Annotated in this window: 25 protein-coding genes and 3 pseudogenes; 16 read left to right on the forward strand and 12 right to left on the reverse strand. The window is 63.9% G+C overall.

Annotation, left to right across the window (positions count from 1 at the left end):
- The first annotated feature begins 35 nt into the window (after window positions 1–35).
- Together ACIDOCELLA78_RS000000100810 and ACIDOCELLA78_RS000000100815 are read left to right on the forward strand one after the other, a co-directional pair.
- Window positions 36–1,457, forward strand: a complete 1,422-nt coding sequence (locus ACIDOCELLA78_RS000000100810) for a cytosine permease (RefSeq protein ID WP_249675179.1) — start codon at window positions 36–38, stop codon at window positions 1,455–1,457.
- A 60-nt stretch (window positions 1,458–1,517) separates the two neighbouring features.
- The gene (locus ACIDOCELLA78_RS000000100815) at window positions 1,518–1,727 is read left to right on the forward strand and encodes a hypothetical protein (RefSeq protein ID WP_201727969.1); all 210 of its coding nucleotides are present in this window, start codon (window positions 1,518–1,520) and stop codon (window positions 1,725–1,727) included.
- A gap of 197 nt (window positions 1,728–1,924) precedes the next feature.
- Here the strand turns inward: ACIDOCELLA78_RS000000100815 and ACIDOCELLA78_RS000000100820 are convergent, their stop codons facing one another.
- The gene (locus ACIDOCELLA78_RS000000100820) at window positions 1,925–2,704 is read right to left on the reverse strand and encodes a class II aldolase/adducin family protein (RefSeq protein WP_201727970.1); all 780 of its coding nucleotides are present in this window, start codon (window positions 2,702–2,704) and stop codon (window positions 1,925–1,927) included.
- Window positions 2,705–2,763: 59 nt separating this feature from the next.
- Window positions 2,764–3,357 (reverse strand): isoprenylcysteine carboxylmethyltransferase family protein, encoded by a 594-nt coding sequence (locus tag ACIDOCELLA78_RS000000100825; protein ID WP_201727971.1) that lies wholly within the window; start codon window positions 3,355–3,357, stop codon window positions 2,764–2,766.
- 115 nt (window positions 3,358–3,472) lie between these two features.
- On the opposite strand from ACIDOCELLA78_RS000000100825, the gene soxC reads away from it, so the two are divergent.
- The 11 genes and pseudogenes from soxC to ACIDOCELLA78_RS000000100880 all read left to right on the forward strand — a co-directional run bounded on the left by soxC (window position 3,473) and on the right by ACIDOCELLA78_RS000000100880 (window position 12,537).
- On the forward strand, window positions 3,473–4,723 hold the full coding sequence (gene soxC / locus ACIDOCELLA78_RS000000100830; protein WP_201727972.1) for a sulfite dehydrogenase: 1,251 nt from the start codon (window positions 3,473–3,475) through the stop codon (window positions 4,721–4,723).
- 7 nt (window positions 4,724–4,730) lie between these two features.
- Entirely contained in the window at window positions 4,731–5,486 is a 756-nt protein-coding gene (locus tag ACIDOCELLA78_RS000000100835; protein WP_249675181.1) for a c-type cytochrome, read from the forward strand.
- 10 nt (window positions 5,487–5,496) lie between these two features.
- The gene (soxX, locus tag ACIDOCELLA78_RS000000100840) at window positions 5,497–5,841 is read left to right on the forward strand and encodes a sulfur oxidation c-type cytochrome SoxX (RefSeq protein ID WP_201727974.1); all 345 of its coding nucleotides are present in this window, start codon (window positions 5,497–5,499) and stop codon (window positions 5,839–5,841) included.
- 46 nt (window positions 5,842–5,887) lie between these two features.
- Entirely contained in the window at window positions 5,888–6,382 is a 495-nt protein-coding gene (gene soxY / locus ACIDOCELLA78_RS000000100845; protein WP_249675183.1) for a thiosulfate oxidation carrier protein SoxY, read from the forward strand.
- Window positions 6,383–6,393: 11 nt separating this feature from the next.
- The gene (soxZ, locus tag ACIDOCELLA78_RS000000100850) at window positions 6,394–6,705 is read left to right on the forward strand and encodes a thiosulfate oxidation carrier complex protein SoxZ (protein WP_201727976.1); all 312 of its coding nucleotides are present in this window, start codon (window positions 6,394–6,396) and stop codon (window positions 6,703–6,705) included.
- A gap of 54 nt (window positions 6,706–6,759) precedes the next feature.
- On the forward strand, window positions 6,760–7,599 hold the full coding sequence (gene soxA, locus ACIDOCELLA78_RS000000100855) for a sulfur oxidation c-type cytochrome SoxA (RefSeq protein WP_201727977.1): 840 nt from the start codon (window positions 6,760–6,762) through the stop codon (window positions 7,597–7,599).
- A 5-nt stretch (window positions 7,600–7,604) separates the two neighbouring features.
- Window positions 7,605–7,898, forward strand: a complete 294-nt coding sequence (locus ACIDOCELLA78_RS000000100860) for a hypothetical protein (RefSeq protein ID WP_249675211.1) — start codon at window positions 7,605–7,607, stop codon at window positions 7,896–7,898.
- A 24-nt stretch (window positions 7,899–7,922) separates the two neighbouring features.
- On the forward strand, window positions 7,923–9,659 hold the full coding sequence (gene soxB / locus ACIDOCELLA78_RS000000100865) for a thiosulfohydrolase SoxB (RefSeq protein WP_201727979.1): 1,737 nt from the start codon (window positions 7,923–7,925) through the stop codon (window positions 9,657–9,659).
- Window positions 9,656–10,093 (forward strand): hypothetical protein, encoded by a 438-nt coding sequence (locus ACIDOCELLA78_RS000000100870; protein WP_201727980.1) that lies wholly within the window; start codon window positions 9,656–9,658, stop codon window positions 10,091–10,093. Before soxB ends, ACIDOCELLA78_RS000000100870 begins: the two co-directional genes overlap by 4 nt.
- A 99-nt stretch (window positions 10,094–10,192) precedes the next feature.
- A pseudogene (locus ACIDOCELLA78_RS000000100875) lies at window positions 10,193–10,977 on the forward strand (sulfite exporter TauE/SafE family protein).
- Between the two features lie 51 nt (window positions 10,978–11,028).
- The gene (locus ACIDOCELLA78_RS000000100880; protein ID WP_201727981.1) at window positions 11,029–12,537 is read left to right on the forward strand and encodes a tetratricopeptide repeat protein; all 1,509 of its coding nucleotides are present in this window, start codon (window positions 11,029–11,031) and stop codon (window positions 12,535–12,537) included.
- A gap of 120 nt (window positions 12,538–12,657) precedes the next feature.
- Here ACIDOCELLA78_RS000000100880 and ACIDOCELLA78_RS000000100885 read toward each other — a convergent pair whose 3' ends face one another.
- The 9 genes and pseudogenes from ACIDOCELLA78_RS000000100885 to ACIDOCELLA78_RS000000100925 form a co-directional block, all read right to left on the reverse strand.
- Window positions 12,658–13,377: a sulfite exporter TauE/SafE family protein gene (locus ACIDOCELLA78_RS000000100885; protein WP_201727982.1), complete on the reverse strand. Its 720-nt coding sequence runs from the start codon at window positions 13,375–13,377 to the stop codon at window positions 12,658–12,660.
- A 54-nt stretch (window positions 13,378–13,431) separates the two neighbouring features.
- Complete coding sequence (locus ACIDOCELLA78_RS000000100890; protein ID WP_201727983.1) at window positions 13,432–13,677, reverse strand: DUF302 domain-containing protein; 246 nt, start codon at window positions 13,675–13,677, stop codon at window positions 13,432–13,434.
- Between the two features lie 121 nt (window positions 13,678–13,798).
- A complete protein-coding gene (istB, locus tag ACIDOCELLA78_RS000000100895; RefSeq protein WP_201727488.1) occupies window positions 13,799–14,545 on the reverse strand; it encodes an IS21-like element helper ATPase IstB in 747 nt (248 codons plus the stop codon).
- Window positions 14,546–14,562: 17 nt separating this feature from the next.
- Entirely contained in the window at window positions 14,563–16,089 is a 1,527-nt protein-coding gene (gene istA / locus ACIDOCELLA78_RS000000100900; RefSeq protein ID WP_201727680.1) for an IS21 family transposase, read from the reverse strand.
- Between the two features lie 138 nt (window positions 16,090–16,227).
- Window positions 16,228–16,491: a DUF302 domain-containing protein gene (locus ACIDOCELLA78_RS000000100905; RefSeq protein ID WP_201727984.1), complete on the reverse strand. Its 264-nt coding sequence runs from the start codon at window positions 16,489–16,491 to the stop codon at window positions 16,228–16,230.
- Between the two features lie 134 nt (window positions 16,492–16,625).
- The gene (locus tag ACIDOCELLA78_RS000000100910; protein ID WP_201727985.1) at window positions 16,626–18,602 is read right to left on the reverse strand and encodes a phospholipase C; all 1,977 of its coding nucleotides are present in this window, start codon (window positions 18,600–18,602) and stop codon (window positions 16,626–16,628) included.
- A 142-nt stretch (window positions 18,603–18,744) separates the two neighbouring features.
- Window positions 18,745–19,923, reverse strand: coding sequence for an acetate/propionate family kinase (locus ACIDOCELLA78_RS000000100915; protein WP_201727986.1), 1,179 nt, complete (start codon window positions 19,921–19,923; stop codon window positions 18,745–18,747).
- A gap of 230 nt (window positions 19,924–20,153) precedes the next feature.
- A pseudogene (gene glnA, locus ACIDOCELLA78_RS000000100920) lies at window positions 20,154–21,586 on the reverse strand (type I glutamate--ammonia ligase).
- 86 nt (window positions 21,587–21,672) lie between these two features.
- Complete coding sequence (locus tag ACIDOCELLA78_RS000000100925; RefSeq protein WP_012040513.1) at window positions 21,673–22,011, reverse strand: P-II family nitrogen regulator; 339 nt, start codon at window positions 22,009–22,011, stop codon at window positions 21,673–21,675.
- 289 nt (window positions 22,012–22,300) lie between these two features.
- On the opposite strand from ACIDOCELLA78_RS000000100925, the pseudogene ACIDOCELLA78_RS000000100930 reads away from it, so the two are divergent.
- The 3 genes and pseudogenes from ACIDOCELLA78_RS000000100930 to ACIDOCELLA78_RS000000100940 all read left to right on the forward strand — a co-directional run bounded on the left by ACIDOCELLA78_RS000000100930 (window position 22,301) and on the right by ACIDOCELLA78_RS000000100940 (window position 25,125).
- Window positions 22,301–23,475, forward strand: a pseudogene (locus ACIDOCELLA78_RS000000100930) (aminotransferase).
- Between the two features lie 40 nt (window positions 23,476–23,515).
- Window positions 23,516–24,367, forward strand: a complete 852-nt coding sequence (locus ACIDOCELLA78_RS000000100935; RefSeq protein WP_201727987.1) for a carbon-nitrogen hydrolase family protein — start codon at window positions 23,516–23,518, stop codon at window positions 24,365–24,367.
- Window positions 24,364–25,125, forward strand: coding sequence for an NAD kinase (locus ACIDOCELLA78_RS000000100940; protein WP_201727988.1), 762 nt, complete (start codon window positions 24,364–24,366; stop codon window positions 25,123–25,125). The genes ACIDOCELLA78_RS000000100935 and ACIDOCELLA78_RS000000100940 overlap by 4 nt, the downstream gene beginning before the upstream one ends.
- A gap of 45 nt (window positions 25,126–25,170) precedes the next feature.
- Here the strand turns inward: ACIDOCELLA78_RS000000100940 and ACIDOCELLA78_RS000000100945 are convergent, their stop codons facing one another.
- The gene (locus ACIDOCELLA78_RS000000100945) at window positions 25,171–26,154 is read right to left on the reverse strand and encodes a malate dehydrogenase (protein ID WP_201727989.1); all 984 of its coding nucleotides are present in this window, start codon (window positions 26,152–26,154) and stop codon (window positions 25,171–25,173) included.
- Between the last annotated feature and the right edge of the window lie 17 nt (window positions 26,155–26,171).

The raw sequence follows: 26,171 nt of genomic DNA on the forward strand, positions 1-26,171 counted from the left end.
CTGCCGAAATGGGCAGACTCGCCTCGATACTGCTCATGCTTGACCTGCCGCAGGCTATTTACACAGGCACGGTTTTTGCTGCATCGGAAAGATCGGGGACAAACAACAGGGGCAAGGCGGGAATGGCCGAGGCGGGCACAATCACGGTTGAGACAAAAGGGATCGACAAGGTCACCCCGGAAGAGACCCGCGGCAGTCCGCGTGCGCTGTTCGGGCTCTGGATGGCCGCGAACGTGGAGTTCGCAACCATTACCACCGGCGCGCTGGCAACCGGCGTATTCGGCCTGTCCGCGGTCGACGCGATCGCCGCAATCCTGCTCGGCAATCTGATCGGCTCGGTATTGTTGGGGCTGTTCTCGACATTCGGGGTGGAATACGGATTGCCCCAGATGATCCAGGGCGCTGCCTGGTTTGGTCGGCTGGGCAACCGGTTGCCGTCATTCCTGAACTTCTTCGGCGGCTTCTCGTGGTTCGGCGTCAACACGATCATCGGCGGCTATGCGCTCGAATACATGCTCGGCACCGGGCTCATCCCGAACATCATTGCGCTGTGCGTGATCCAGGTCGCGATTGCCGCAATCGGTCACGACCTGATCCATGCGGCGGAGAAATATTTCTTTTTCCTGCTGGTGGCGATCTTTCTGGTGCTCACCGCGTTCGCTGCCGCCCATGTCGGCCATCTGCCCCCCGCCAACCCGAAAATGCTGAAGACTGTCGGCGGCACGTCGGGCGCCTTCATTCTGACCACCTCCATCATCGTTGCCTACGTTCTCGGGTGGATTCCCTATTCGTCTGACTACACCCGCTATCTTCACCACACGGGCGACCGCTCGGCGACCGGGCGGGCCGTTTTCACCAACGCATTCCTGGCCACGTTCCTCTCCTGCGTCTGGATGGAGGTGCTGGGGGCGCTGATCGGCGCAACCGTCGCACTCTCGAAACCCTCGGACCTGTTCACCCCATGGATGCCGCATTGGTTCCATGCGCCGCTGATCATCGCCATCGTGGTCGGCACGATCAGTGCCAACATCATCAACATCTATTCCGCAACCCTCTCATCCCTGGCTCTCGGTTTCCGGCTCAAGCAATACCAGGCCGCGCTGCTGAGCGGCGCGATCGGCACCGCGATCTCGGTTCTCGCCGCCACCCATTTCATCAAGAGTTACGAGAGTTTTCTTTTTTTCCTTGGATACTGGACCGCCCCGTGGATTGCCGTCACGATGCTGGCGCATTATTCGCGCCGGCACAGCCGGATAAGCGGGGCGAATGCCGCTTTCATCGCCTGGATCGCGGGCATTGCGGCGAGCGTTCCCTTCTTCAACCAGTATCCGCTCTTCGTCGGAAGTTTCGCCGCGGCGCATCCCGGGTTTGGCGATATCTCCTTCCTGGTTTCCGCCGTGGTTTCGGGTGTCGTGTATCTCGCACTGACAGCAAGAGTAAGGATTGCTGCCGCTTGATTTCGAATCTGCGTAGTCTAAGTTCCTGAAACGGAAACTTTATGCCGCAAGGAACCATGGATGGCCGTCCGCTTGAATCTGATCCTGTCAGAAGATTTGCATGCACAGATCGAGCAATGCGCGGCCACGCCTGACGACAAGGCGCTGTTGATCCGCAAGGCGCTCGCACTCTACCTGGAAGCGACGCGGGCGGCGCGGGAGAAGGACCTCGGGCTTGCGCTGTTCGACCGGCACAGCCGCGAGATCAGGACCGAAATCGTCGGGTTTTGACCACGACATCTGATCCGTCCGGATCGGAAGTCGTGGTCTATCGTATTGGCAATCAGAGTATCATCATCTGATCGGATGATGCTCTAGTGTCCCGAATCTGAAATCCACCGGATTTCAGATTCGGGACACTAGGAAAATCAATCATTTAATGTCCTGCTCGTTTCTGAAATTCACCCATGAATTTCGGAAGCAGGACACTAGCTCCGGTAGTCGCCGTTTCCCTCGATGAGGCGGAGGGCGGATTGCCATGCCATCTCGTAATGCGCCATGCGGTTTGCCTCGTCCTTGTTGAACTGGGCGGCGGTATGCTCGCAGACCTCGCGCGGCGGGATCACCAGCTTCGCGCCGCCCGACATGGCGGCGACCTGCGCCTGGCAGGCGCGCTCGAGGAAATAGATCTCGTGGAACGCCTCGGGAATGCTGCGGCCGCCGACCAGCAGGCCGTGATTGCGCAGGATCATCGCCTTGTTCTGGCCGAGATCGTGGACGATGCGCTCGCGCTCGTCGAGGTCGAGCGCAATGCCTTCGTAGCCATGATAGGACAGGCGGCCATAGAATTTCATCGCGTGCTGGCTGATCGGCAGCAGCCCCTGTTCCTGCGCTGCGACCGCGATGCCGGCGGCGGTGTGGGTATGCACGACACAGACAAGGTCGGGCCGGGCGATATGAATGGCGGAATGGATGGTGAAGCCGGCCTGGTTGACGCGTTGTGCGGAAATGCCGGGCGTTTCGATGCGGTTGCCGTGAAGGTCGATCTTGACGAGGTCGGAAGCCCGCATCTCGTGAAACATCACGCCGTAATCGTTGATGAGGAAATGATGTTCAGGCCCGGGCACACGCGCGCTGATATGGGTGTAGATGAAATCGGTCATCCGGAAATGTGCGACCAGCCGGTACAGAGCGGCAAGGTCGCAGCGGATCTGCCATTCTTCGGCCGATATGCCATCAGGCGGATTGATCTTTGTCGTCACGTTCATGCTGGTGGTCCTCCCTCTCCGGGCAGGGTCGTGGCTATTGCCGTTTGCGTCAAGTAAATTCAGCGCCGCTTCCAGCGGAGCGGCAACAGCATCGGCACCCTGGCGCGGTAGCTTCGATAGGCGTCGCCGTAGAGGCGCAGCAGGTTTCGTTCCTCGAAGCGGATGCCGATGAGCAGATAGGCCGTTGCGGCGGTGGCAGTGACGAGGCGGAATGGCGACGTCGCAAGGCCCCAGAGAATCAAAACGAGGCCAAGATAGAGCGGGTGGCGTATCAGCGCATTCATGCCGCCGGTTGCGAGCGGCTCGGGTGGAGAATCGCGGTCGGGTTTGCCGGCGCGGAACTGGGCGAGGCCGGTGAAGCGGGCGAGATCGTAATTCCGGCCGGCCAGACCCAGAACAATGGCCCCCGCACTTGCCGCGATCCAGCCGAGAACGATGATCCCGCGCGGCAGGTTGAAGCCATGACCGGGGAACAAGGATTGGCCGATCCCCAGCACCACCGCGAGATGCGCCGCAGCGATCGCGTTATAAACCAGGCGGTCGCCCGGCCCCGCGAGGCGCGACAGCAACGCCTGCCCACCCGGCGTTGCAAGGTAGCTATGCCCCGCGCCGAAGCTTGCCCAAAGCAGCGTGTAGAGAAGAATGGCGATCATGATCCGGCAACATATTTTCTGTTTGACATATTCAATTTACTATATGAATGTGAGGAAGACAGAAAAATATCGCTCCTGACACGTATCGGGAAGAATTTTGCTGCTGCGAGGGGAAATGTCCAAAACCGATCGAAGGAGCCTTTTCAGGCTCGGCGCCGCATTTGGTGCTATCGCCACCGCCGCTTCCACCGGCGCTCGTGCTGCCACGATCGCACCGCCTGCTGACGATCCGTGGTCGAATGCGCTGGGTGCCGGCGTCGACTCTCGTCCCTATGGCAGGCCTTCGCGCTTCGAAAAGAACGTCATCCGTCGCTATGTGCCGTGGCTTTCGCCGACCAAGGACGCGGATGCGAGCTTCACGCCCTTGCAGGACCATCATGGGATCATCACCCCGAATGGCCTGTTCTTCGAGCGCTACCATTCGGGACGTCCCAGCATTGACCCCAAACACTACCGCCTGATGATTTCCGGCCGGGTCAAGCGGCCTCTGCTGCTGACGCTCGACCAGTTGATGCGCTATCCATCCGTGTCGCGCATCCATTTCATCGAGTGCCCCGCCAACGGCGCCACCGAATGGCCGGCGGCGCAGCTCAATTCCCTGCAGTTCACTCACGGGATGATCGGTTGTGCCGAATGGACGGGCGTGCGGCTGTCGACCTTGCTCGATGAGGCCGGTCTGCTGCCCGACAGCCGCTGGGTTCTTGCGAGCGGGTCGGACGGCGCCCACATGGATCGCTCGCTGCCGATGGTGAAATGCCTTGATGACTGCATCATCGCCTGGGGGCAGAACGGCGAGGCGATCCGCCCTGAGCAGGGCTATCCGGTGCGGCTCGTCGTGCCGGGCTGGCAGGGCAATGTGAACGTGAAATGGCTGCGCCAGCTCCAGGTCGGGTCCGAGCCCTGGATCACCCGCGAAGAGACCAGCGAATACAGCGAATTGCTGGGCGATGGAAAATCGCTCGGCTTCACCTGGGCGATGAATGCGAAATCGGTCATCACCTTTCCCTGCCCGGAGAAGAAGCTGACCGGCGGGCCGGGTTTTTATCAGATTCACGGCCTCGCCTGGAGCGGCAACGGGCGGGTGAGGCATGTCGATGTCTCGCTCGATGGCGGGGTGAACTATCATCGCGCCACGCTGGACGGCCCCGTGCTTTCGCGCTGCCTGACCCGGTTCACCTTCAACTGGCGGTGGGATGGCAAGCCGGCGCTCATCCAGTCCCGCGTCACCGACGAAACCGGCTACGTTCAGCCGACGATCAGGCAGAAACACAAATTCTGGGGGCGTGATCCGGTTTATGAGAACAACTCGATCCAGACATGGCAGGTGCTGGCCGACGGGACGGTGAACAATGTCCAGCTCTCGTAGGATTTTGATGGCCGCCGCAGGGATGGTGGCGGCTGTCGCCATCGCGCGGGCGGGCGATGCGCCCGCGCCATCCTATGACGGGATCGTGCCGGCCGCGACACTGAAGGTGTGGCGCGATCTCGGCACCGGCAATGGCGCACTGTCCCGCTACAAGCCCGCCACACCGCCGGGTCATTACGCGATCGGCACAACGCCGACGCCGCAGCAGATCGCCGGCTGGACCATCGCCGTGCCGCCCGATGGGGCCAATCTGCCGCCCGGCAGCGGCACGGTGGCGGCGGGTGAAAAGCTCTTTTCGAGCGATTGCGCGATGTGCCATGGTGGGTTTGGCGAGGGGGCGCATGGCTATCCGGCGCTCGCCGGTGGCGTCGGGTCGCTGGCGGGAACGGCGCCGCAGAAAACGGTAGGCAGCTACTGGCCCTACGCGACGACGCTGTGGGACTACATCAACCGCGCGATGCCGTTCTATGCGCCGCATACGCTCAAGCCCGACCAGGTCTATGCGCTGACAGCCTTCATCCTGAACCTCAACGGCATCGTGACGGGAAAATTCGTCGCCGATGCGCAGAGCGTGCCACGGGTGCAGATGCCCAACCGCGACTCTTTCAACTGGAAAGATCCGCGTCCCGTCACGCATAATATCGCCTGCATGAAGGATTGCGCGCCGGCCGGTTCCGTCCGGATCACATCGAGCGCCGCAAAGATGGGGCTGACCCCGCGCACCACCGGCCCGGTGGACGATATGAAGGGGAGCGGCAAATGAGGAGGGGGAAATGAAACACACCGCCATCCTGCTGGGCCTCGCCGTCGCGGTGCTGCCCGCCGTCGCGCTGGCGGCCACACCGCAGCAAGTTGCCGCGGGCGAGAAGATCGCCACCACCAAGTCGCTCGGCAACTGCGCCGCCTGCCACAGTTTCGCCGGCGCGGTGGAACCGGGCAATGTCGGTCCGGCGCTCAAGGACGTGAAAGCGATGATACCAGATCGCAAGACATTCTATGCGATCGTGTTCGACGAGCAGGCGCGAAACCCGCAGACGGTGATGCCCGCTTTCGGGAAGAACCTGATCCTGACGCCGAGACAGATCAATGAAGTGATCGATTTTCTCTACACCAAGTGAAGGCCGAACTGCTTCGAAGCAGATATGCATTGGGGAACACAAGATGATGACCAAACCACGAAAGACGGGGCCCGCACGCCGGGCGGTGCTGCTCGGTGCCGTGGGCGGCGCCGCGGCGCTGGCGATGCCGCGTTCCGGCCTCGCTGCCGCTGCGGTGGCGGCGCCGAAGGCTTCGCTCTGGCCCGAAGCGGCCTTCAAGGCGACCATGCCCGATGTGGCGCTGAAGGCATTGTGGGGCAGCGCGACCCTGGTCTCGACCGACCAGGTGAAGATGGAGGCGCCGGATATTGCCGAAAATGGCGCAGTGGTGCCGATTTCCATCGACGCGAACGAGACGGGCATCACCGGTGCCGCGCTGCTGGCCCGGCACAATCCATATTCGCTTGCGTGCGCCTATGAAATTCCGGAGGGCACGAGCCCGGCAATCTCGAGCCGCCTGAAACTTGCCCGTACCACGGAGGTCATCACGGCGGTGAAGGCGGGCGGCAAGCTCTACGCCACGTCGAAACAGGTGAAGGTCACCCTCGGCGGGTGCGGCTGAGGAGAGGAACAATGGCACATCAAATTCTGGTTCACGCAACCACATCGGGCGGGGTGACGACTGTCGAGGCGCTGATCAAGCACCCGATGGATTCCGGCTTCGTGAAGGGCAAGGACGGCAAGCTCATTCCGCCGCATTACATCGAGGTGGTCGAGTTCACCCACAAGGGCAAGCTCGTGCTGCGCGGCTTCTGGGGCCCCGCGGTTTCGAAAAATCCCTTCATCAGGTTCTCTTTCAAGGGCGGCGCCTCGGGCGATCCGATCGGGGTTTCATGGGTCGATAACAAGGGCGAAACCGCAAACATGTCGGCGGCAATCATGTAAGCGAGGCGCGCCGGCATTCTGCGTGCCGGCGCGCGCGGCTGGGGGGAACAGACAATGAAACGCGCATGGGCGATGATCGTGGCTCTCGCAACGCTGGCACCGGGCTTGGCGCCACCGGCAAAGGCCGATCCGGCGGCCGATCTCAAGGCGTTCCAGGGGTATTTCCAGACACGTTTTCCAACGCTCGCGCTGCAGGATTACGTCAACGGGCCCTATAATTTCAGCGCCAACGACCGCGCGCAGTGGAAGCAGATTCTCGAATTCCCGCCCTATTCCTTCGCGGTGGATGCCGGGAAGACGGCATTCGGCACGAAGTTTCCCGATGGTGCGGACTACGCCTCGTGCTTTCCGCGGGGCGGGATCGGCATCGCGCAGGATTATCCGAAATTCGATGAAAAAACCGGCAAGGTCGTCACCCTCGGTATCGCCGTCAACGAATGCCGCGAGCGGCACGGGCTGAAGCCGCTCAGCCTGACCAAGGGCGAACTCGCCGACATCGTCGCCTATATGACCTCGACCTCGGACGGCAAACCGATCCATGTCGTCATCCCGAACGACAAGCGGGCGATTGCGGCGTACGAGGCGGGCAAGGAGTATTTCTATTCGCGCAGAGGCCAGCTGAACTTTTCCTGTGCCAGCTGCCACGTGCAGGCGGCGGGCAAGCGACTTCGGGGGCAATATCTGGCGCCGGCGCTCGGCATCACCGCGTCGTTCCCGGTCTACCGCTCGAAATGGGGCGATGTCGGCACGCTGGTGCGGCGGTTCATCGGTTGCAACAAGAAGGTGCGTTCGGTCCCGGCGAAACCGGATTCGGCGGCCTATCGCGACCTTGCCTATTTCCTCACCTACATGAGCAACGGCCTGCCGATCGCGGGCCCGGGGGCACGGTCATGAAACGGATGGCTTTGGTGGTGGCAGCAGCGGTTCTGGGGCTCGGCGTTGCGCACGCCGCCGGAAAGGTCGATGCGGCGCGGGCGATTGCCGGGGCCGCGGCGAAAATGAAGATCGCGGCGGCGCTCGATGACCAGTGGACGCCGGCGATTGCCGCCTTCAAGGCGGCGAAGGCCGCCGATGCGGCGGGCGACTATGCGAAGGCCGAGGCCTCGGCGAAGCGCGCCGAGGCGCTGGCCGCCGCCTCGATCGCCCAGGCGCGCAGCCAGAAGCGCCTCTGGCAGAACGCAGTGCCGCGCTGAGCCGGCCGGGCGGAGACTGAACGGATGACGATTGCACGACGCGCGCTTCTTACCGCGGCGGCCAGCACGGCGCTGCTGCCGCGGATCGCCTGGTCCGCCGCCGATCCTTACGATGTGAAGATGAGCGGCGATGTCCGCATCATCCATCAGACCGACACGCACGCGAATGCGCGGCCGGTGCATTTCCGCGAGCCGACGCAGAATATCGGGGTCGGTCGCGCTGCCGGGCAGCCGCCGCATCTGGTGGGTTCGGCCTTTCTCGATTTCTACCACATGAAACCCGGCACGCGGGACGCCCACGCCTTCACCTTCCTCGATTTCGAGGCGCTGGCGCATCGCTACGGCCCGCTCGGCGGCTTCGCCAGCCTCAAGACGGTGATCGACAGTCTGCGCGCCGGAGCCGGGCCGGGGCGGTCGATCCTGCTCGATGGCGGCGATCTCTGCCAGGGCACGGGGCTCGCGAATCTCACCCGCGGTCAGAACATGGTGGCGCTCGGCAACCTGCTCGGCATCGATGCGATGACCGGGCACTGGGAGTTCACCTACGGGCAGGACGGGATCGAGGCGCTCATCAAGGCGCTGCACGGACGCTTCATCGCCCAGAACGTGTTTCTTTCGGCGGAATCGCAGATGATGGGCGCGCCTGCCTTCGACCAGAAGACCGGCCGCGTATTCCCGCCCTACGTCATTCGCGAGCTTGGCGGCTACCGCGTCGGCGTGATCGGCCAGGCCTTTCCCTATGTGCCGATTGCGCATCCGCGCCGGTTCACGCCGGACTGGCGGTTCGGCATCCACCCGGGCCGGATGCAGAAGGTTGTCGATGAACTGCGCGCGGTGAAGAAGGTCGATGCCGTGCTGCTGCTCTCGCATAACGGCATGCCGGTCGATCTCAAGCTCGCATCGCAGGTGCGCGGGATCGACGTCATTCTCGGCGGACACACGCACGATGCGGTGCCGCATCCCGTCCCGGTGAAGAATCCCGGCGGCATCACGCTGGTGACGAATGCCGGCACGGCGGGCAAATTCGTCGCGGTGCTCGACCTCGAACTGGCGAAAGGCCGGGTGAGGGACGTGCATTACCGGCTGCTGCCGATCTATGCCGATCAGGTGAAACAGGACGCGACGGTGGCGGCCGCGGTGGAGGCGCAAGAGGTGCCGCACCGCGCGATGCTGAACGAAAAGCTGGCTGATACCGAAACGTTGCTCTATCGGCGTAACAATTTCTACGGCTCGGTCGATCAGGTGATCATGGACGCGCTGCGGGCCGAAACCGGCGCGCAGATCGCCTTCTCGCCCGGTTTCCGCTGGGGCAATACGGTGCTTGGCAATGCGCCGTTGACGATGGGCGATCTGCTGGCGGAAACGGCCATCACCTATCCGATGGTGTACAAGCAGACCATGACCGGCGCTGAGATCAAGGCGGTGATGGAAGATGTCTGCGACAATCTCTTCAATCCCAACCCGTACTATCAGCAGGGCGGAGATATGATCCGGGTTGGCGGCATGAACTATGCCTGTGCGCCGGCCCAATCGATCGGTCACCGGATTTCCGCGATGGAACTTGACGATGGCACTACGGTCGAGGCGACGAAACAATACACTGTCGCGAGCTGGGCCTCGGTGTCCCTGCCGCAGACCGGCACGCCGGTCTGGGATATGGTGGCCCGGCATCTCCGCCAGGTGAAAATGGTGAAGCTGACGCGGCCCAACCGGGTGAAGGTGCTCGGGATCGCCGGCAATCCGGGCTACGCGGTTTCATGAGTTCGCGGCGGCGGTTGTTCGGCGGCCTTGGCGTTGCGGCGGCGGCGATGGGGGTGGGGCGCGCCGCCCTCAGCAATCCTTTCGCGACCCATCTGCTGGCGCTGCAACTTTCGGACTCGGTGATGGCCAAGCAGCGCGAGGTTCTCAACAATGCCAATGCGGTGCTGAAGGTCTGGCCCGATACGGCGTCGATCATCGTGGTGGCCTTCGGGCCGGGTGTGGAGCTTACCTTCGCCGACTCGCCGCTGCGCGAGCAGGTTGACAGCCTGATCGCGCAGAATGTCGAATTCGACGTCTGCATGAACACGATCGAGACCCTCAAGCGCGAGACCGGCCACACGCCGGTGCTGAACCCAAAGGCGAAGCAGGTTCCTTACGGCGTACCGCGGCTGATGGAGCTGGCCGGGAAGGGATACGTGATCGTTCGGCCGTGATGCGGCGGCGCGTTGCATTCTTGAAACCTGATACATGCCGGTCTAGACATATTCGTAAATATGAATGTCTTGTGGCGTGACCCGCCAGGGGGATTTTCCATGATCGAGACGGTTCTCGCCCTTGTATCCGGTAACGCTGTCGGCTTCACCCTGGGGCTGATCGGCGGCGGGGGCTCGATTCTGGCGACCCCGCTGATGCTCTACGTCATTGGCCTCGCGCCACATGTGGCGATCGGCACGAGCGCGCTGGCGGTTTCGGCCAATGCCTTCGCCAATTTTGGCGGCCATGCCCGCAAGGGGAATGTGCGGTGGCGGAGCGCTGTCATTTTCGCCGGGCTTGGCATGGTTGGCGCTGCGGCGGGTCCACCCTCGGCAAGGCGTTCGATGGCGGGAAGCTGCTGTTTCTCTTCGCGATCCTGATGATCGCGGTGGGATTGCTGATGCTTCGGCCCCGCGGCGTGGCGGATGGCGGGGGTGGCCAGCATGAACGGCCGGACATGGCCGGGCTGCTGGCGGTAGCGGTCGCAGCGCTTGCGGTCGGTGCGCTGTCGGGCTTTTTCGGCATTGGCGGCGGCTTCCTGATCGTGCCTGGCCTGCTGTTCTCGACCGGGATGCCGATGATTTTCGCGATCGGGTCCTCGCTGCTTTCGGTCGGCAGTTTCGGGCTGACCACAGCGGTCAATTATGCGGCGTCCGGCCTCGTGAACTGGGCGGTTGCGGTGGAGTTCATCCTGGGCGGCGTGATCGGCGGGCTCATCGGCACGCGGCTGGCGATCCACCTCGCCGGGCGGCGCGCCGCGCTGAACCGGATCTTCGCCGGGCTGGTCTTCGCCGTGGCAATCTACATGCTGTACAGGAACGCCGCTTCGTTCGGACTGGCATGATCTTCCTGAAAGATTAACTCGTCCTTCACTCCATCGTGCCAAAGTTTCTTTATGAACGTCGCCGTAGTGGATGGTGCGACCGATCTGGTCGGTATCTATCGTGATCTCCACGCAACTCATCCCCGCCAGCCTGGAATCGTCGTTGCCTATGCTTCGGCCTTGCTTGAGGCGGGAGACCCTGAGGCGGCACTCGCGATTGCCGGGGCGGCCACCGATACCGCGGATCCCGGCGTTCTCCTCGTCCATGCGCGGGCATTGCGCGCGCTTGGCCGGTTCGAGCCTGCGGTGCGGGAATTTGCCGCCGCCATTGCTGCCGGCGCGACGGGAGCCCCGGTGCTGGTTGCGCTGGGAAACTGCCTTGCCGAAACCGGGCGGCTTGAAGAGGCAACCATCTGGTTCGCGCGCGCGGCGCCGGATGATACGAGCGGCCGTGCGCTTGCCAATCTGGGGTCGGCACGGGCGCGGCTCGGGCAGACCGCCCTGGCGATCGAAGCGGCACGTGGAGCGTTGCGGTGCGACCCCGACCTGATCGACGCCCATCGCACGCTTGCCGTGCTGCTGGCCGGCAGCGAGCCAGAGTCCGCCGCGCGGCATCGTGAGATCGCGTTCCGGAATGGACCGGTATTTCTTCATCCGGGGCCGCCAGACTCATTGCGCGTACTGGTGCTTACCTGCCTCGCCGAAGCCAGCCTGCCGATCGAGCATTTGCTGCCGCATGCCCGCTACACGCTGGCCGAGTGGTTCATTGACCACTCGATGCACAGTCTTCCCCAGCTGCCGCCGCACGACCTGGTTTTCAATGCGATCGGCGAGGCCGACCTGATGCCACCGCTGGATGGCGCGACAATCGGGTTTATCTCTTGCGGGCGGCCCATCATGAACCGGCCCGAGGCGGTCATGCGCACCGGTCGCACAGCGTTGCCTGCGCTGCTCGCGGGGATCGACGGTCTCGTCGTGCCGCCGGTGCTGCGGATCGCCGCGGACGAGATTCCTGTCAGCATCGGCCTGCCGGCGCTGATCCGGCCTGTGGGCACGCATGGCGGCCATGGATTGCGGCGTGTGGAAACCGCGGAACAGCTGACCGAAGCGTCGCGCGAAGCGGGCGACAAATATCTCAGCCAGTTCATCGATTACCGGAGTGAGGATGGATATTATCGAAAATACCGGATGATTTTCGTCGACCGGCAGGTCTACCCCTATCATCTCGCGATCGGGCCGCACTGGATGGTGCATTACTGGACCGCCGGGATGGATCTCGATCCGGCACGAAGGGCCGAGGAAGCACGCTTTCTCGATGATCCGGTCACAGCGCTGGGTTCCGCGGCGTTCGAGGCGGTCAGCGCGATCGGCCGTCGTCTCGATCTCGATTATGCCGGAATCGACTTTTCCATCCTTCCAGACGGGCGAATTCTCGTTTTCGAAGCCAATGCGGCGATGCTGGTGCACCCCGAGCGGGAGGCGGTGTTCGCCTATCGCAATCAGGCGGTTGATCGAATCCTCGACGCGTTCGCCGCGATGTTAGAGCATCATCCGATCAGATGGGGTCATCCGATCGGGTAAAGATGCTCTGATTATCGTTATCATAGAGCACTGCATCCGATCCGGATGGATCGGAAAGTGCTGTGGAGCGCTGCGCGAGCGGGATAGCCGAGTGATCTGCGCCGCGATATCTGCCCGAGGTCACGCAGCACCCGAGACGGCGTGCCAGATGATGAACACGCTGAGCACGATCAGGCCGCAAAGGAACAGGATGCGGAAGCGGTCAGGATGAACCTTCCGGCGTAGCCGTGTGCCCAGCTTCATCCCGGCGAGGGCCGGCACCAGGGCGATGGCGGATATGCCCAGCGAGGTCGCGGGCAGCGCGTCATGAAAGGCGAGGCCCGCGCCCAGCGCAAGAGACGCGGCAGAAAAGATCAGTCCGAGGGCCTGGATCAGCGCATCCTGCTCAAGGCCGAGAGCGGCGATATAGGGAATGGTCGGAATGGCGAATACCCCGGTCGCGCCCGCGAGCAGACCGGCGCCAAGGCCAGCCAGAGGGCCTGCCCATCGCTCCGCGCCCACCGGCACGCGCAGTCTTGGATGCGTCAGTCCCAGAAATGCGTAGACCATGAGCACGACACCAAGGGCGGCCGCGGCCGGTCGCGCATCCTGACCGGTGATCAGGCCGGTGCCGAGCGGCGCGCCGATGAGGATGCCGGCCATCATCGGCCAGAACCGCGCGAGCGCCCTGCCGGCGCCGCGGTGACTTAGAAACTGCCAGACATTGGTTGCGAAGGATGGCACCAGCAGCAGCGATGCGGCTTCCGCAGGGCTGAGTATGGCGCCCAGAACCCCCATCGTAATGACAGGCATGCCGATACCGAGAATCCCCTTCACGATCCCGGCAAAGAAGAAGGTCAAAATGACGATCCCCAAACGGGGCAGGGCAAAGCTCACGATGCGCGTATGCCAGGTTCAGGCGATGCGATTGACCGCATTGCGCAACATCTCGCGCACGGCGCCGGCAAGTCGGCCAAGGTCGGGGTTCCCGATTCCCTGCATCGAGGTGACGGGATCAATGGCCGAAACTTCAACCGAACCGTCATCGTGCTGCTGGACGATGACATTGCAGGGCAGCAGGGTGCCGACCTTGTCTTCCAGTTTCAGCGCCTCGTGCGCCATGCGCGGGTTGCAGGTGCGGATTCCGGAGAATTCGCCCATGGATTCCGATTTTAATTCGCCCACGATTCCGACGTTTATTCGCCCGGGGATTCCGAGATTTATTCGCCCGGGTAGCGGTCTCTGTGGCTGTTGATTTCGTTGCTCTCCTGTTCTCGTTGGGTCAAGCGGTTTTTGGGGTTTGCTTGCGGATCTTGCGCAGGCTTTCGCCGGTGAGTTCGATGCGGTGGGCATTGTGGAGCAGACGGTCGAGAATGGCGTCGGCGTAGGTCGGATCGCCGATCAGCTCATGCCAATGCGCCGGGGGGATCTGGCTGGTGATGATGGTGGCGCGGCGGCCGTAGCGATCCTCGACGATCTCGAGCAGGTCGTGACGGGCGCCGGCGTCGAGTGGAGCAAGGCCGAAGTCGTCGAGGATCAGTAGATTGACGGCACCGAGGGTGCGGATCATCCGGCCGTGACGCCCTTCGGCGCGGGCGACCGCGAGTTCTGCGAAGAGTTTGGGGGCGCGCTGATAGAGCACGGTCCTGTCATCGCGACATGCCTTGTGACCGAGGGCACAGGCCAGCCACGATTTTCCGACCCCTGTCGGCCCGCTCAGGACGAGATTGTCGTGCGCGTCGATCCACTCACCCTGGATCAGCTTCTGGAACAGAGCCCGATCGAGGCCGCGGGCACTCCGGTAATCGACATCCTCGATTGCAGCGTCATGGCGCAGCCTGGCATGGCGCAGCCTTGTGCTCAACCGCTTGTCACGTCGGACGGTGATCTCGCGGTCGAGCAGAAGACCGAGCCATTCGGCGTGACTGAGGCTGGGGGTTTCGGGATTGGCGTGCAGCTCGGTGAACGCGCGGGCCATGCCTGCAAGACCGAGCTGGTGGATCTGATCGAGGGTCGGATGGTTCAGCATGAGGCTTCTCCTTGTCATCAGTGGAAATATCCGCCGCCCCGGATGTTGGGGTGGCGGATCGGGGTGGGATCGGGACTGGCGGTGCCGGCGGCTCGCTCCAGCCGGTTATCGAGGATGGATTTGACCGAGCCGTAGGTCAGGGTGCCGATGGTGAGCGCGCGCTCGGCCGCGGCATCGAGCCGGTCGGCGCCAACACTGCGGGCCAGGCGAAGGATGCCGATGCAGGCGCGGAACCCCTGCTCCGGATGAGGCCGGCGTTCGAGGATCAGGGTGCAGAGTGTCGCGACCGAGGGACCAAGCCGTGCGGCTTCCTGATGGATCCGTGCGATGGTCCAGTCGCCATAACGCCGGTGGCTCGAGGGCATGTGCTCGGCGATCGTCGTGTGTTTGCCGTTACCCGGCCTGCGTGCGTGCACGGCGATCCGTTCGCCACGGAGAAAGATCTCGACCGTGCGCACGGTGAACCGGGCCTCGACCTCGGCGCGGGCGTGCCGGTAGGGGACGGAGTAAAAATGCTTCTCGATCTCGACGTGATAATCGATGCCGACCCGCCGGCGCCGCCATTGCGCCAGCACATAGGGTTCGGCCGGCAGTTCCTTCAGCGCGGGACGATCGAGTGTTTCCAGCAGATGCCGTCTTGTCGCCCCCAGGCGACGGACGACCCGCTCCTCGTTCAGCCAGCGGCAGAATTCAGCGATCGCGGCATTCAGTTCGGCGAGGCCGTAAAATGCCCGGTTGCGCAGCTTGCCCAGCAGCCACCGCTCCGCCAGCAAAACCGCCACCTCGACCTTCGCCTTGTCACGCGGCCGCCGCGGCCGCGCCGGGAGAATGGCCGTGCCGTAATGGCGCGCCATATCGGTGTAGGTCCGGTTGACCTGTGGATCGTAGAGGCAGGCGCGGATGATCGCGACCCTGGCGTTGTCGGGCACCAGCAGCGCCGGCACGCCGCCAATTGCTGCCAGAGTGCGATTATGCGCCTCGATCCAGTCCGGCAGGGTCTGGGTCCAGGTCGCCTCAGCATAGGTGAAGCTCGATGCGCCGAGAACGGCGACGAAGATCTGGGCCGCACGCGTCTCGCCGGTGAGCCGGTCGATCACCACCGGCACCGTGTCGCCGGCATAATCGACGAACAGCTTCTCGCCCGATGCGTGGGTCTGGCGCATCGTCACCGGTAGCCGGGCTTCCCAGCTCCGGTAGAGCTCGCAGAACCGGCTGTAGCGATACCCATCCGGGTGCTCGGCAATATACTCGTCCCACAGGATCGACAGCGTCACGTGCTTGCGCTGCAACTCGCGGCGGATACGCCCCCAGTCCGGCTCATCCACACGTCGATGCCCCGGCCGCTTGCCCACCGCGCCGTCGAACAAGCGCCTTTCCAATGCCGCTTCGGACAGCGCCAGAGCCCCTGGCCCATCGAGCCCGGCCGCCTCCAGTCGCCGCAGCGTCAAGCGCACCGTCGATGCCGCAACCCCGACCCGGATCCCCACCTGGCGGGTCGAAAGCCCCGCCATCCTCAATCTGACAATCTCGCGCACATCGCGCATCGCAATCCGCTCCACTGGCATTCATCCGCTCCCTCGATCAGCCAAAGGGAGGGAACCTGAACCAGCCAGCAGAGACCTCAAGCCAACCCGGCCAACCCCGCCCGCCTGGGCGAATAAAAGTCGGAACAGGTGGGCGAATTAATCTCGGAATAGGTGGGCGAATAATTCCCGGAATCCCGGGCGAGTTAATCTCGGAATCCCGGGCGAATTGAGCCCGGAATCAGCATTGCAGGCGCCGAGAATGCGATACGGCCGGAACGGTGCACCGAGCTTGGCCTGCATGGTCGCCGCCACGTCGATGTCGGTGAGAACACCGAAGCCTTCGGATTGCAGTGCCGCAACCGTCGCTGCAACGGCGTCGTCGAACCCGAGACCGGTCGTTTTCGAGATGTGATAGCTCATCGGGAGGTCCCCCAGCCAGGATGCAGGAGACGACACTATCGACCCACGACTCGTGAGATGGCAAGCGGCCCAAAAATACACCCGACCGGACGATGATGTCCGATCGGGCGATGCGTTGGTGAGGGCGTTCGCGCTCAGGTGGACGGATTGGTCTTCGGCAGCGGATTGAAGTCGGCCGGGATCTTGTTCCGGATTCCCTTGGTGATATTCGTCGGCACAATGCCGTCCACCTTGCAGCCATTGCCGCCGAATTGCGGCAGGGTCGTGAGGTCGTGATCGGGGATGATCGCGTAGCTCGGCGGCAATGCGCGCGCCTGGCCTTCGAGCCGTGCCGGGTCGAACGCAGTCATCAGGTCGGAGGTATCGGGCGTGATCGCGTCGGCCGGCCCGATATTGGCCTCGCCGAATTCCTTTTGCCCGAGCCTGCGGCCTTTCATCTCGTCCGGCAGGCGGGCGAGCGGCGTCAGGCCGAAGACCTTGTCGACGAACTTCACGACCGAGGCCTGGCTGCCCACAGCGTGCGAGATCTGGTGTACCCGCGCATAGGGCGAGATCATGATGAGCGGCACGCGCGGGCCGAAGGTGAGCGGCTTGTGATCCGGCCCGTCGATGACCACCGGCGGCGGCACATGGTCGTAATCGCCCTCGGAATCGTCCCAGGTGATGATGATCGCGGCGTGCTTCCAGTATTTGCTTCTCGCGATCGCGTTTACCGCCTTGGCCACAAATGCCTCGCTGATCTGGGCATCCGAATAGGCGGGATGATCATCGTCACCCACGAAGTTCTTGCGCGCCTTGGCATCCGGGTTGTCCGGGGTCAGACCCATGTCGTTGCGGAAGCCGCCCTTGAGATAGAACACGCCGCCGGATGCCGGCAGGGCTCCGCTCCGCAGCGCGGTATAGAACGCCGATGCGCCGTGCAGATGATCGCGTTCTGCCGGATTGTTGGCGACGTATCCGAAATATTGCGGCCCGTTGTGATGGGTGATGTAGGCGGCGTGCATGCCCTGGGCGTCGGTCGGGCCAGCGTGCCTGTCGCCGGCATCCTTGCCATAGCCTTCCTCGTACCAGCCCCAGCCGACCGGCTTCTGGCCGTGTGCGGCGAGATAGGCAACATCCTGCCGGACATCCGCAAGATCGGTATCCGGGTCGGTGTCGCGCGCGGTTTCCCGTTTGATGGTCTTCCCCGCCGTGGTCAGCGCCAGCGAGGCGTAGGTCTGGTTGATCTGCACATGCGTGCCGTGCGGGCTGGCGAAGTCATGTGGATTGGCCGGCACCGCAGGGTGCGGGTCGAGCGGCGAGCCCCAGAGCGGATCGTCGTCGGTGACAACCGGCACGCCAGCGCCCGCCTCCGAAATCTTGCCGCCGGCGGCGTTCGTGGCGGTCGGTCCGCCCTTGTAGGTTCCGGTTGCCTCGTTGGGATGCAGGGCCCACTGGGTCAGGCCGGTCTGGGCGGCGAAGATCGACAGGTTGCCCGGCGTCGAAGGGCCGGCAATATCCTGAAAGACATGGTCGAACAGCACGAAGCGGCTGGCGTAGCGCCACAGGAAGGGCACCGTGTCGCAATCCTCGTAGGCCATCGCGAGTTCGCCGAACTGCTTCGCCTTGAGCGAGGGATTGCCGGACGGCGAGTATTTCTTCTCCTCGGTGACGGCGAACTTGTCCATCAGCGGCTTGCCGGCGACGACGTCCATCTTGGCGATGATGCGGCCGTGCGAATGGTCGATGTCGTCGGTATCCCACGCATATTGCTTCGGGCCGATGCGGAAGGGCGAGATCGTCGTCGTGCTGCCATCGGTATTGACCAGCTCCTGCACGAAGCCGGGGGTCTTGGCGGCCGGCTGCGAATAGAGCCCGTCCGCGCCGGGGAAGGTGCCGAAATAGGAGTCGAACGAGCGGTTCTCCTGATACAGCACGAAGACGTATTTGATCTTGTGGCGGACCAGAGCGGTCATTTCCGCGTCGCTCAGCACAGGCTGCGGCTTGTCCATCATCTTGCTGACAATGCCATGAGCGGCGGGCTGGGTGACGACTTCCTGGCCATGCGCGGCAAAAGCCGCGGCGCTGACGGCGACAAGCGCCGAACAGGCCAGAAGGGCTACGCGTTTCATTCAGGGACTCCTTTGTTGCCGTGCCGCATAACCTGCGGCTGCACGGATGAATCGGCCGCGCCGGTCAGGGCGCGGCCGCCGCGGACCGCTCTAGACCAGAGGGCCTGCGCGTTGGATGACGTTTTGGTGGCAATCGAGCCGATCAGCCGCGCAGCAGGGTGGCGGTGTGATGCGCGATCATGGCTTCCTCATTGGTGGGGATCACGCGCACCTGGACGGCCGAGGAAGCCGCCGAAATGACCGGCGCGTTGCGCCGGTTGGCGGCATCATCGAGGGTGATGCCGAAATGGCCCAGTCGCGCGCTGATCTTCCCGCGGATTTCCGGCGCGTGCTCACCGATGCCGGCGGTAAAGACAAGCGTTTCGAGACCGCCAAGAGCGACGCTCAATGCGGCGATTTCGCGAGCCGCCCGATGGCAGAACAACTCGACCGCCAGGCGCGAGTCGGGGCGTGAACTCGCCAGCAGGGTGCGCATGTCCGACGCCTCGCCCGAGACGCCCAACAGGCCGCATTCGTGATACAGGCAATGGCTGATCGCGGCCGGGTCCAGCCGTTCCTGCTCGGCCATGTACAGCACCACGCCAGGATCAAGCGTGCCGGGCCGGGTGCCCATCATCAGCCCGTCCAGCGCCGTGAAACCCATGCTCGTCTCGACCGACCGGCCTTTCAGCATCGCGCAGGCGCTGGCCCCGTTGCCAAGATGCGCGGCGATAACCTTGCCGGCGGCGCGGGCGGGCGCTGCCGCGGCGAGCGCCCCGGCGATGTATTCATAGGAAATGCCGTGAAACCCATATCTGCGAACGCCAGCGTCGTGGTAGCGCGCGGGAAGGGGAAGGCGCGTTGCGATGGCGCCCATCGCGCAGTGAAAGCCGGTATCGAAGCAGCCGACCTGCGGCAGGCCGGGCCGCAGGCGGGCGATGGCGCGAACGGGCGCAAGGTTATGGGGCTGGTGCAGGGGGGCGAGGGGAACAAGCGCAGCCAGCGCCGCAACAATGGTCTCATCAAGCGTGACGGGGGCGGCGAAATCGCGCCCCCCATGCACGATGCGGTGGCCGACGCCGGCAAGCCGATCGCCGGCGAGATGCGAATCGGCCCATTCCAGCAACGGCTTCAGCAGGTCCTCATGCGTAATCGCCGCGCCGCCATCCCATCGGCGCTCGGTCAGAAGCTGGCCGGCCGCGTCGAATCCCTGGAAATGCGGCGCCACGCCGATCCGCTCGATCGAGCCGTGAGCGCGCCGGGGCAGGCCGCTTGCGATCTCGAACATGCCGAATTTGATGCTCGATGAACCGGCGTTGAGAACCAGGACTGCTGTGCCCATCCGCGTGTTTCTCCCGTCAGTGACGATGCCCGGCTGTCCGTCAAATCCGCGGGGCCTGGCCGCGACAGGATAGAGCCTCACCCGGCCAGAGGGAAACGGCCGTTGCTCTGCGGGAATCAAGCTTCTGCGGGATGCGGAATTACGACCGCTTACGCACGATCGGGACGGGGCCAGGAAAAAGCCGGTCCGCGGCTGCGGACCGGCCCTTCGATGCGTGCCGTCGCTGTCGGTCAGGCCGAGTAATACATCTCGAATTCGACCGGGTGCGGCGTGTGCTCGAAGCGGTAAACCTCTTCCCACTTCAGCGCGATGTAGCTCTCGATCTGTTCCTTGCTGAATACATCGCCGGCGAGCAGGAAGTCATGATCGGCGGCGAGGGATTCCAGAGCCTCGCGGAGCGAGCCGCAGACCGTCGGAATGCCCTGAAGTTCTTCGGGGGGAGATCATAGAGGTTCTTGTCCATCGGGTCGCCCGGATGGATCTTGTTCTTGATACCGTCGAGCCCGGCCATCGCCATGGCGGCGAAGGCGAGATAGGGGTTCGCGGTCGGGTCGGGGAAGCGAACCTCGACGCGCTTGGCCTTCGGGTTGGTCGTGTACGGGATGCGGCACGAGGCCGAGCGGTTGCGCGACGAATAGGCCAGCAGGACCGGCGCCTCGAAGCCCGGAATCAGCCGCTTGTAGCTGTTCGTGCTCGGGTTGGTGAAGGCGTTCAGCGCCTTGGCGTGCTTGATGATGCCGCCGATGTAATACAGGCAGAGTTCCGAGAGATCGGCATAGCCGTTGCCGGCGAAGAGCGGCTTGCCGTTCTTCCAGATCGACTGATGGGTGTGCATGCCCGAGCCGTTGTCGCCATAGATCGGCTTCGGCATGAACGTCGCGGTCTTGCCATAGCTGTGGGCGACGTTGTGGACGCAGTATTTGTAGATCTGCATCTGGTCGGCCATCTGCACCAGCGTGCCGAACTTCGTGCCGAGTTCGTGCTGGCTCTGGGCAACCTCATGATGGTGCTTCTCGATCGGCAGGCCCATCTCGCCCATCGTCGAGAGCATCTCGGCGCGCAGGTCGCTTTCGGAGTCGACCGGCGGAACCGGGAAATAGCCGCCCTTCACCACCGGACGATGGCCCATATTGCCTTCCGGGTAGTCCTTCAGCGAGGACCCGGGGCCTTCGATGCTATCGAGCTGATAGGTGCCGAAATTGCCGCCGGTACCGAAGCGGACGGAGTCGAAAATGAAGAATTCGGCTTCGGCGCCGAACAGGATGGAATCGCCGACGCCTGATGCCCGAACATAGGCCTCCACCTTTTTCGCGGTCGAACGCGGGTCGCGCGAATAGGGCAGGCCGGTCGAGGGTTCGAGAATGTCGCAGAAGATGACCAGGCTGGGCTTGGCGGCGAAGGGATCCATCACCGCCGTTTCCGGATCCGGCATCAGGATCATGTCGCTCTCGTTGATGACCTTCCAGCCGGCGATGGACGAGCCATCGAACATGATACCGTCGCGGAAGGCGTCTTCGCCCATGGTGGAGATGTGCTGGGCGGTGTGGTGCCACTTGCCGCGCGGATCGGTGAACCGCAGGTCGACATACTCGACCCCGTTCTCCTTGATCATGGCCATCACCTTGCTGATCGCATCGCCGCTACCGGCGGGCTTCTTCGCCATTGTCGTCCTCACTGCTGGTCATTGTGCGGGTCCGCCCCATGCGGACCCGCTCTCGTTGGGTTTGAGGGATGGATTGAAACAGAGGGTCAGATCGCCGCTTCGCCCTTTTCACCGGTGCGGATACGGATAACTTCCTCGATCGTGGAAACGAAAATCTTGCCGTCACCGATCCGCCCGGTACGCGCGGCGTTGGTAATGGCTTCGATCGCGCGCTCGGCAACGGCATCCTCGCAGATCACCTCGATCTTCACCTTCGGCAGAAAATCAACAACATATTCGGCACCGCGATAGAGTTCGGTATGGCCTTTCTGGCGCCCGAATCCCTTCGCCTCCATGACGGTGATGCCCTGAAGCCCGACCTCGTGCAAGGCTTCCTTGACCTCGTCAAGCTTGAACGGCTTTATGATCGCTTCGATTTTCTTCATCCGGTTCACGCCCGATCCGAGACGGGCACCTCCTTGTTACGGTTGATCGCGGCGAGCTGGTGCGCGCACCGGCCGGCATGACTTACGTGCAGATATCATGCCATTTTTGCATGCGTCGTGCCAGTTATGGGTAAAAATGAGTGGCACGCCGAGTGCCTACGGGGGCGGCACAGTTCATGCCTAAATAAACGGCAGTCATTGCCTGCAAATCAAGCCCGCTCGGCAAAACCCCTTGCCCTGCGGCCCTGTGCCGCGATAGTGCGACATCCGTCAGACTGGAGAGACAAGCGTGAAATCGCCAAACCAACTGCTCGACAATATCGGCACGACCATCTTCACGGTGATGTCCGCCCTGGCGGTGGAGCACGGGGCGATCAATCTGGGTCAAGGGTTCCCCGATACGGATGGACCGTCCGACGTGATCGAGGCGGCGGCGGCGGCGCTGCACGACGGACGGAACCAGTATCCGCCGCTGACCGGCGTCGTCGAACTGCGCGAGGCGGTGGCCGCCGCGAACCGGCGCTTTTACGGGATCGAGGCCGACCCCGCGCGGGAGGTGGTCGTGACCTCGGGGGCGACCGAGGCAATCACCGCGAGCTTGCTCGCCCTGCTCAATCCGGGCGATGAGGTCGTATTGATCGAGCCCCTCTACGATACCTATTTGCCCGTAGTGCAACTCGTGGGCGCCACCGCGAAGCTGGTGCGGCTCAACCCGCCCGACTGGGCGCTCCCGCGCGCCGAACTGGCGGCAGCCTTCGGCCCCAAGACAAAGCTGCTGCTGCTCAACTCGCCGATGAACCGACCGGCAAGGTCTTCACCCGCGAAGAACTCGGCTTCATTGCCGACCTCCTCGTAAAGCATGACTGCTATGCGGTATGTGATGAAGTCTATGAGCATCTCATTTTCGATGGGCTGAAGCACATCCCGCTGATGAGCCTGCCCGGCCTGCGGGAGCGTTGCGTGCGCATCGGCAGCGCGGGCAAGACGTTCAGCCTGACCGGCTGGAAGATCGGCTATGTCACGGCGCCGGCGCGGCTGGCCGGGGTGATCGCGCGGGCGCACCAGAACCTCACCTTCACCACGCCGCCCAATCTGCAACGCGCGGTCGCCGTGGGGCTCGCCAAGGACGATGCCTATTTCGCGTCGCTCGCGTCGGATCTCGCGGCGAAGCGCGACCGGTTGTCGGACGGGTTGCGGCGGATCGGCTTCGGCGTGCTGCCGAGCCATGGCTCCTATTTCGTGACGGCCGATTTCGCCCCGCTCGGGTTCAATGGGGACGATGCGGATTTCTGCCGGCACATCACCGAGCACGCCAAGGTGGCGGCCATTCCGGTTTCAGCGTTCTATCCGGGCGAGGCGCCGCGGCACTATGCGCGATTTGCCTTCTGCAAGCGCGAGGCGGTGCTGGACGAGGCCGTGGAGCGGCTCGCCGCCCATTTCGCCGCGCGGCGGGCGGCCGAATAGCCCGCTTGCCTGCTCACGGCACCTGGCGCACGATACGCTCATGCAGGACGATACGCTTCGCCTCTCCGTCATTCAGATGTCGCCGGGGGCAGACAAGGCCGCCAACATCGCCCAGGCGCAGCGGCTGATCGATGCCGCCGTCGCCGCCGACCGGCCCGGCCTCGTATCATTGCCGGAGGTCTGGAGCTGTCTCGGCGGTGACCGGGCCGCGAAGACACTAGCCGCCGAGGCGCTGCCCCCCGCCGGATCGGGTGCCGCCGGTGGTCCGGCCTATGAATTCCTGCGCGACACCGCCCGGCGTCATCGCCTTCATGTTCATGGCGGGTCGATCGGCGAGCAGGCGGACGACCGGCTTTACAACACCACGCTGGTCTTTGATGCCGACGGACAGGAGATCGCGCGCTACCGCAAGATCCACCTGTTCGACATTACCACGCCGGATGGGCTCGGCTATCGCGAAAGTGCGACCTACGGAGCCGGCGATGCAGTCGTCACCTGCCGGATCGGCGGTCTCACCGTGGGTTTGTCGATCTGCTACGACATGCGCTTTCCCGAACTTTACCTCGCCTTGCGCCGGGCCGGCGCCGACCTGATCATGGTGCCGTCCGCCTTCACCCTGCAAACCGGGAAGGATCACTGGGAGGTGCTGCTACGCGCTCGCGCGATCGAGACCCAGTGCTGGATCGCCGCGGCAGCCTGCGTTGGTCCGCATCGTGATGGCCGCGGCGAGACGCGCCTGACCTATGGAAACGCGCTGATCGCCGATCCGTGGGGCAGCGTCGTCGCGCGCGTGTCCGATGGGCCGGGCTTTGCCACGGCACGGATCGACAGCGCCCGCACGGCGAGGGTGCGGCGCGATATGCCGGTTCTCCAGCACCGCAAGCTCGCTTGACCCGCATTCATTTCGCAGCCGCGTCAACCGAGCAGGCCCTCGCCGCGCGCGACAGGCTTGTCGCGCTGTATGGCGATGCGGAACCGGACGCAGCCGAGGTGGTCGTGGCCCTTGGCGGCGATGGACTGATGCTGGAGACGATGCACAGCATGCTGGAACGCGAGCTTCCGGTCTATGGCATGAATTGCGGCTCGGTCGGATTCCTGATGAACGATTTCGCCGAAGCCGACCTGCCGGCGCGCATCGCCCGCGCCCAGTGCAACGACATCCATCCGCTGCGCATGCATGCGATCACCTCGACCGGGGCGGTGGAAGAGGCGCTCGCGTTCAACGAGGTCAGTCTGTTGCGGCAATTGCGCCAGGCGGCGAAAATCCGCATCACGATCGACGGCAGGGTGCGTCTCGCCGAGTTGATCTGTGACGGCGTGCTGGTATCGACCCCCGCGGGATCGACCGCCTATAACCTCTCGGCGCACGGGCCGATTGTGCCGCTTTCGGCCAATCTGCTGCCGCTCACACCCATTTCCGCGTTCCGGCCGCGACGCTGGCGCGGCGCGCTGCTGCCGTCGGATAGCGAAATCCTGTTCGAAATCCTCGAATCGGAAAAACGTCCGGTGGCCGCCGTCGCCGACTTTACCGAAGTCCGGCGGGTGATTTCAGTGGCAGCCAGCGAAGACCGATCGGTTCGCGCCCGTATCCTCTCGGACCCCGATCGGGCCCTGTCGGAGCGGATCATCCGCGAGCAGTTCACCGTGTGATCCCCGGCGGGCGGGCCCCGGCATGCGCCAGGGCCCGGGGCATGATCAGCCCAGCAGGTGCGCGATCGCCTCGCGCTCTTCCTTGAGTTCGTTCAGCGTGATGTCGAGCCGCGACTGAGCGAAGGCGTCGATCTCGAGGGTCTGGACGCGGGTCACGACACCGTTCTGCGTGGTCACGGGCACGCCGAACATGATGCCTTCGGGAACGCCGTAGCTGCCATCCGACGCGATCGCCATCGACACCCAGCGGCCGTTGGAGCCGACGACCCAGTCACGCACCTGATCGATCGCGGCATTGGCGGCCGACGCGGCCGAGGAAGCGCCGCGCGCCTCGATCACGGCGGCGCCCCGCTTGCCGACGGTGGGAATGAACACATCGCGATTCCACGCCTCGTCGTTGACGAGTTCGGCGAGCTTGCGGCCACCCGCCTCGGCGAACCGGTAGTCCGGATACATCGTCGGCGAATGGTTGCCCCAGACGATCAGCTTGCCGACATCCCCGACATTCACGCCCGCTTTGGCGGCAAGCATTGAGGCGGCGCGATTGTGGTCGAGCCGGATCATCGCCGAGAAGCAATCCGGCGAGAGGTCCGGCGCCGACTTCATCGCGATATAGGCATTCGTGTTCGCCGGGTTGCCGACAACCAGCACGCGGACCGAGCGCTTCGCGACCTCGTTGAGCGCGCGGCCCTGCACGGTGAAGATCTCTGCATTGGCGCCGAGCAGGTCCTTGCGCTCCATCCCCTTGCTGCGCGGCCGGGCGCCGACGAGGAAGGCGATGTCGATATCCTTGAAGGCAACCTTGGGGTCGTCGGTCGCGACCATTCCGGCGAGGAGCGGGAACGCGCAATCGTCGAGTTCCATCATCACACCGCCGAGCGCGCCCTGCATCTGCGGCAGGTCGAGCAGGTGGAGAATGACCGGCTGATCGGGGCCGAGCAGCGCGCCGCTGGCGATGCGGAAGACGAGCGCGTAGGCGATCTGGCCGGCGGCGCCGGTGACGGCGATGCGGACGGGGGACTTGGCCATTGGTTCACTCCTTGCTG

It is taken from the genome of Acidocella sp. C78, from assembly GCF_907164655.1.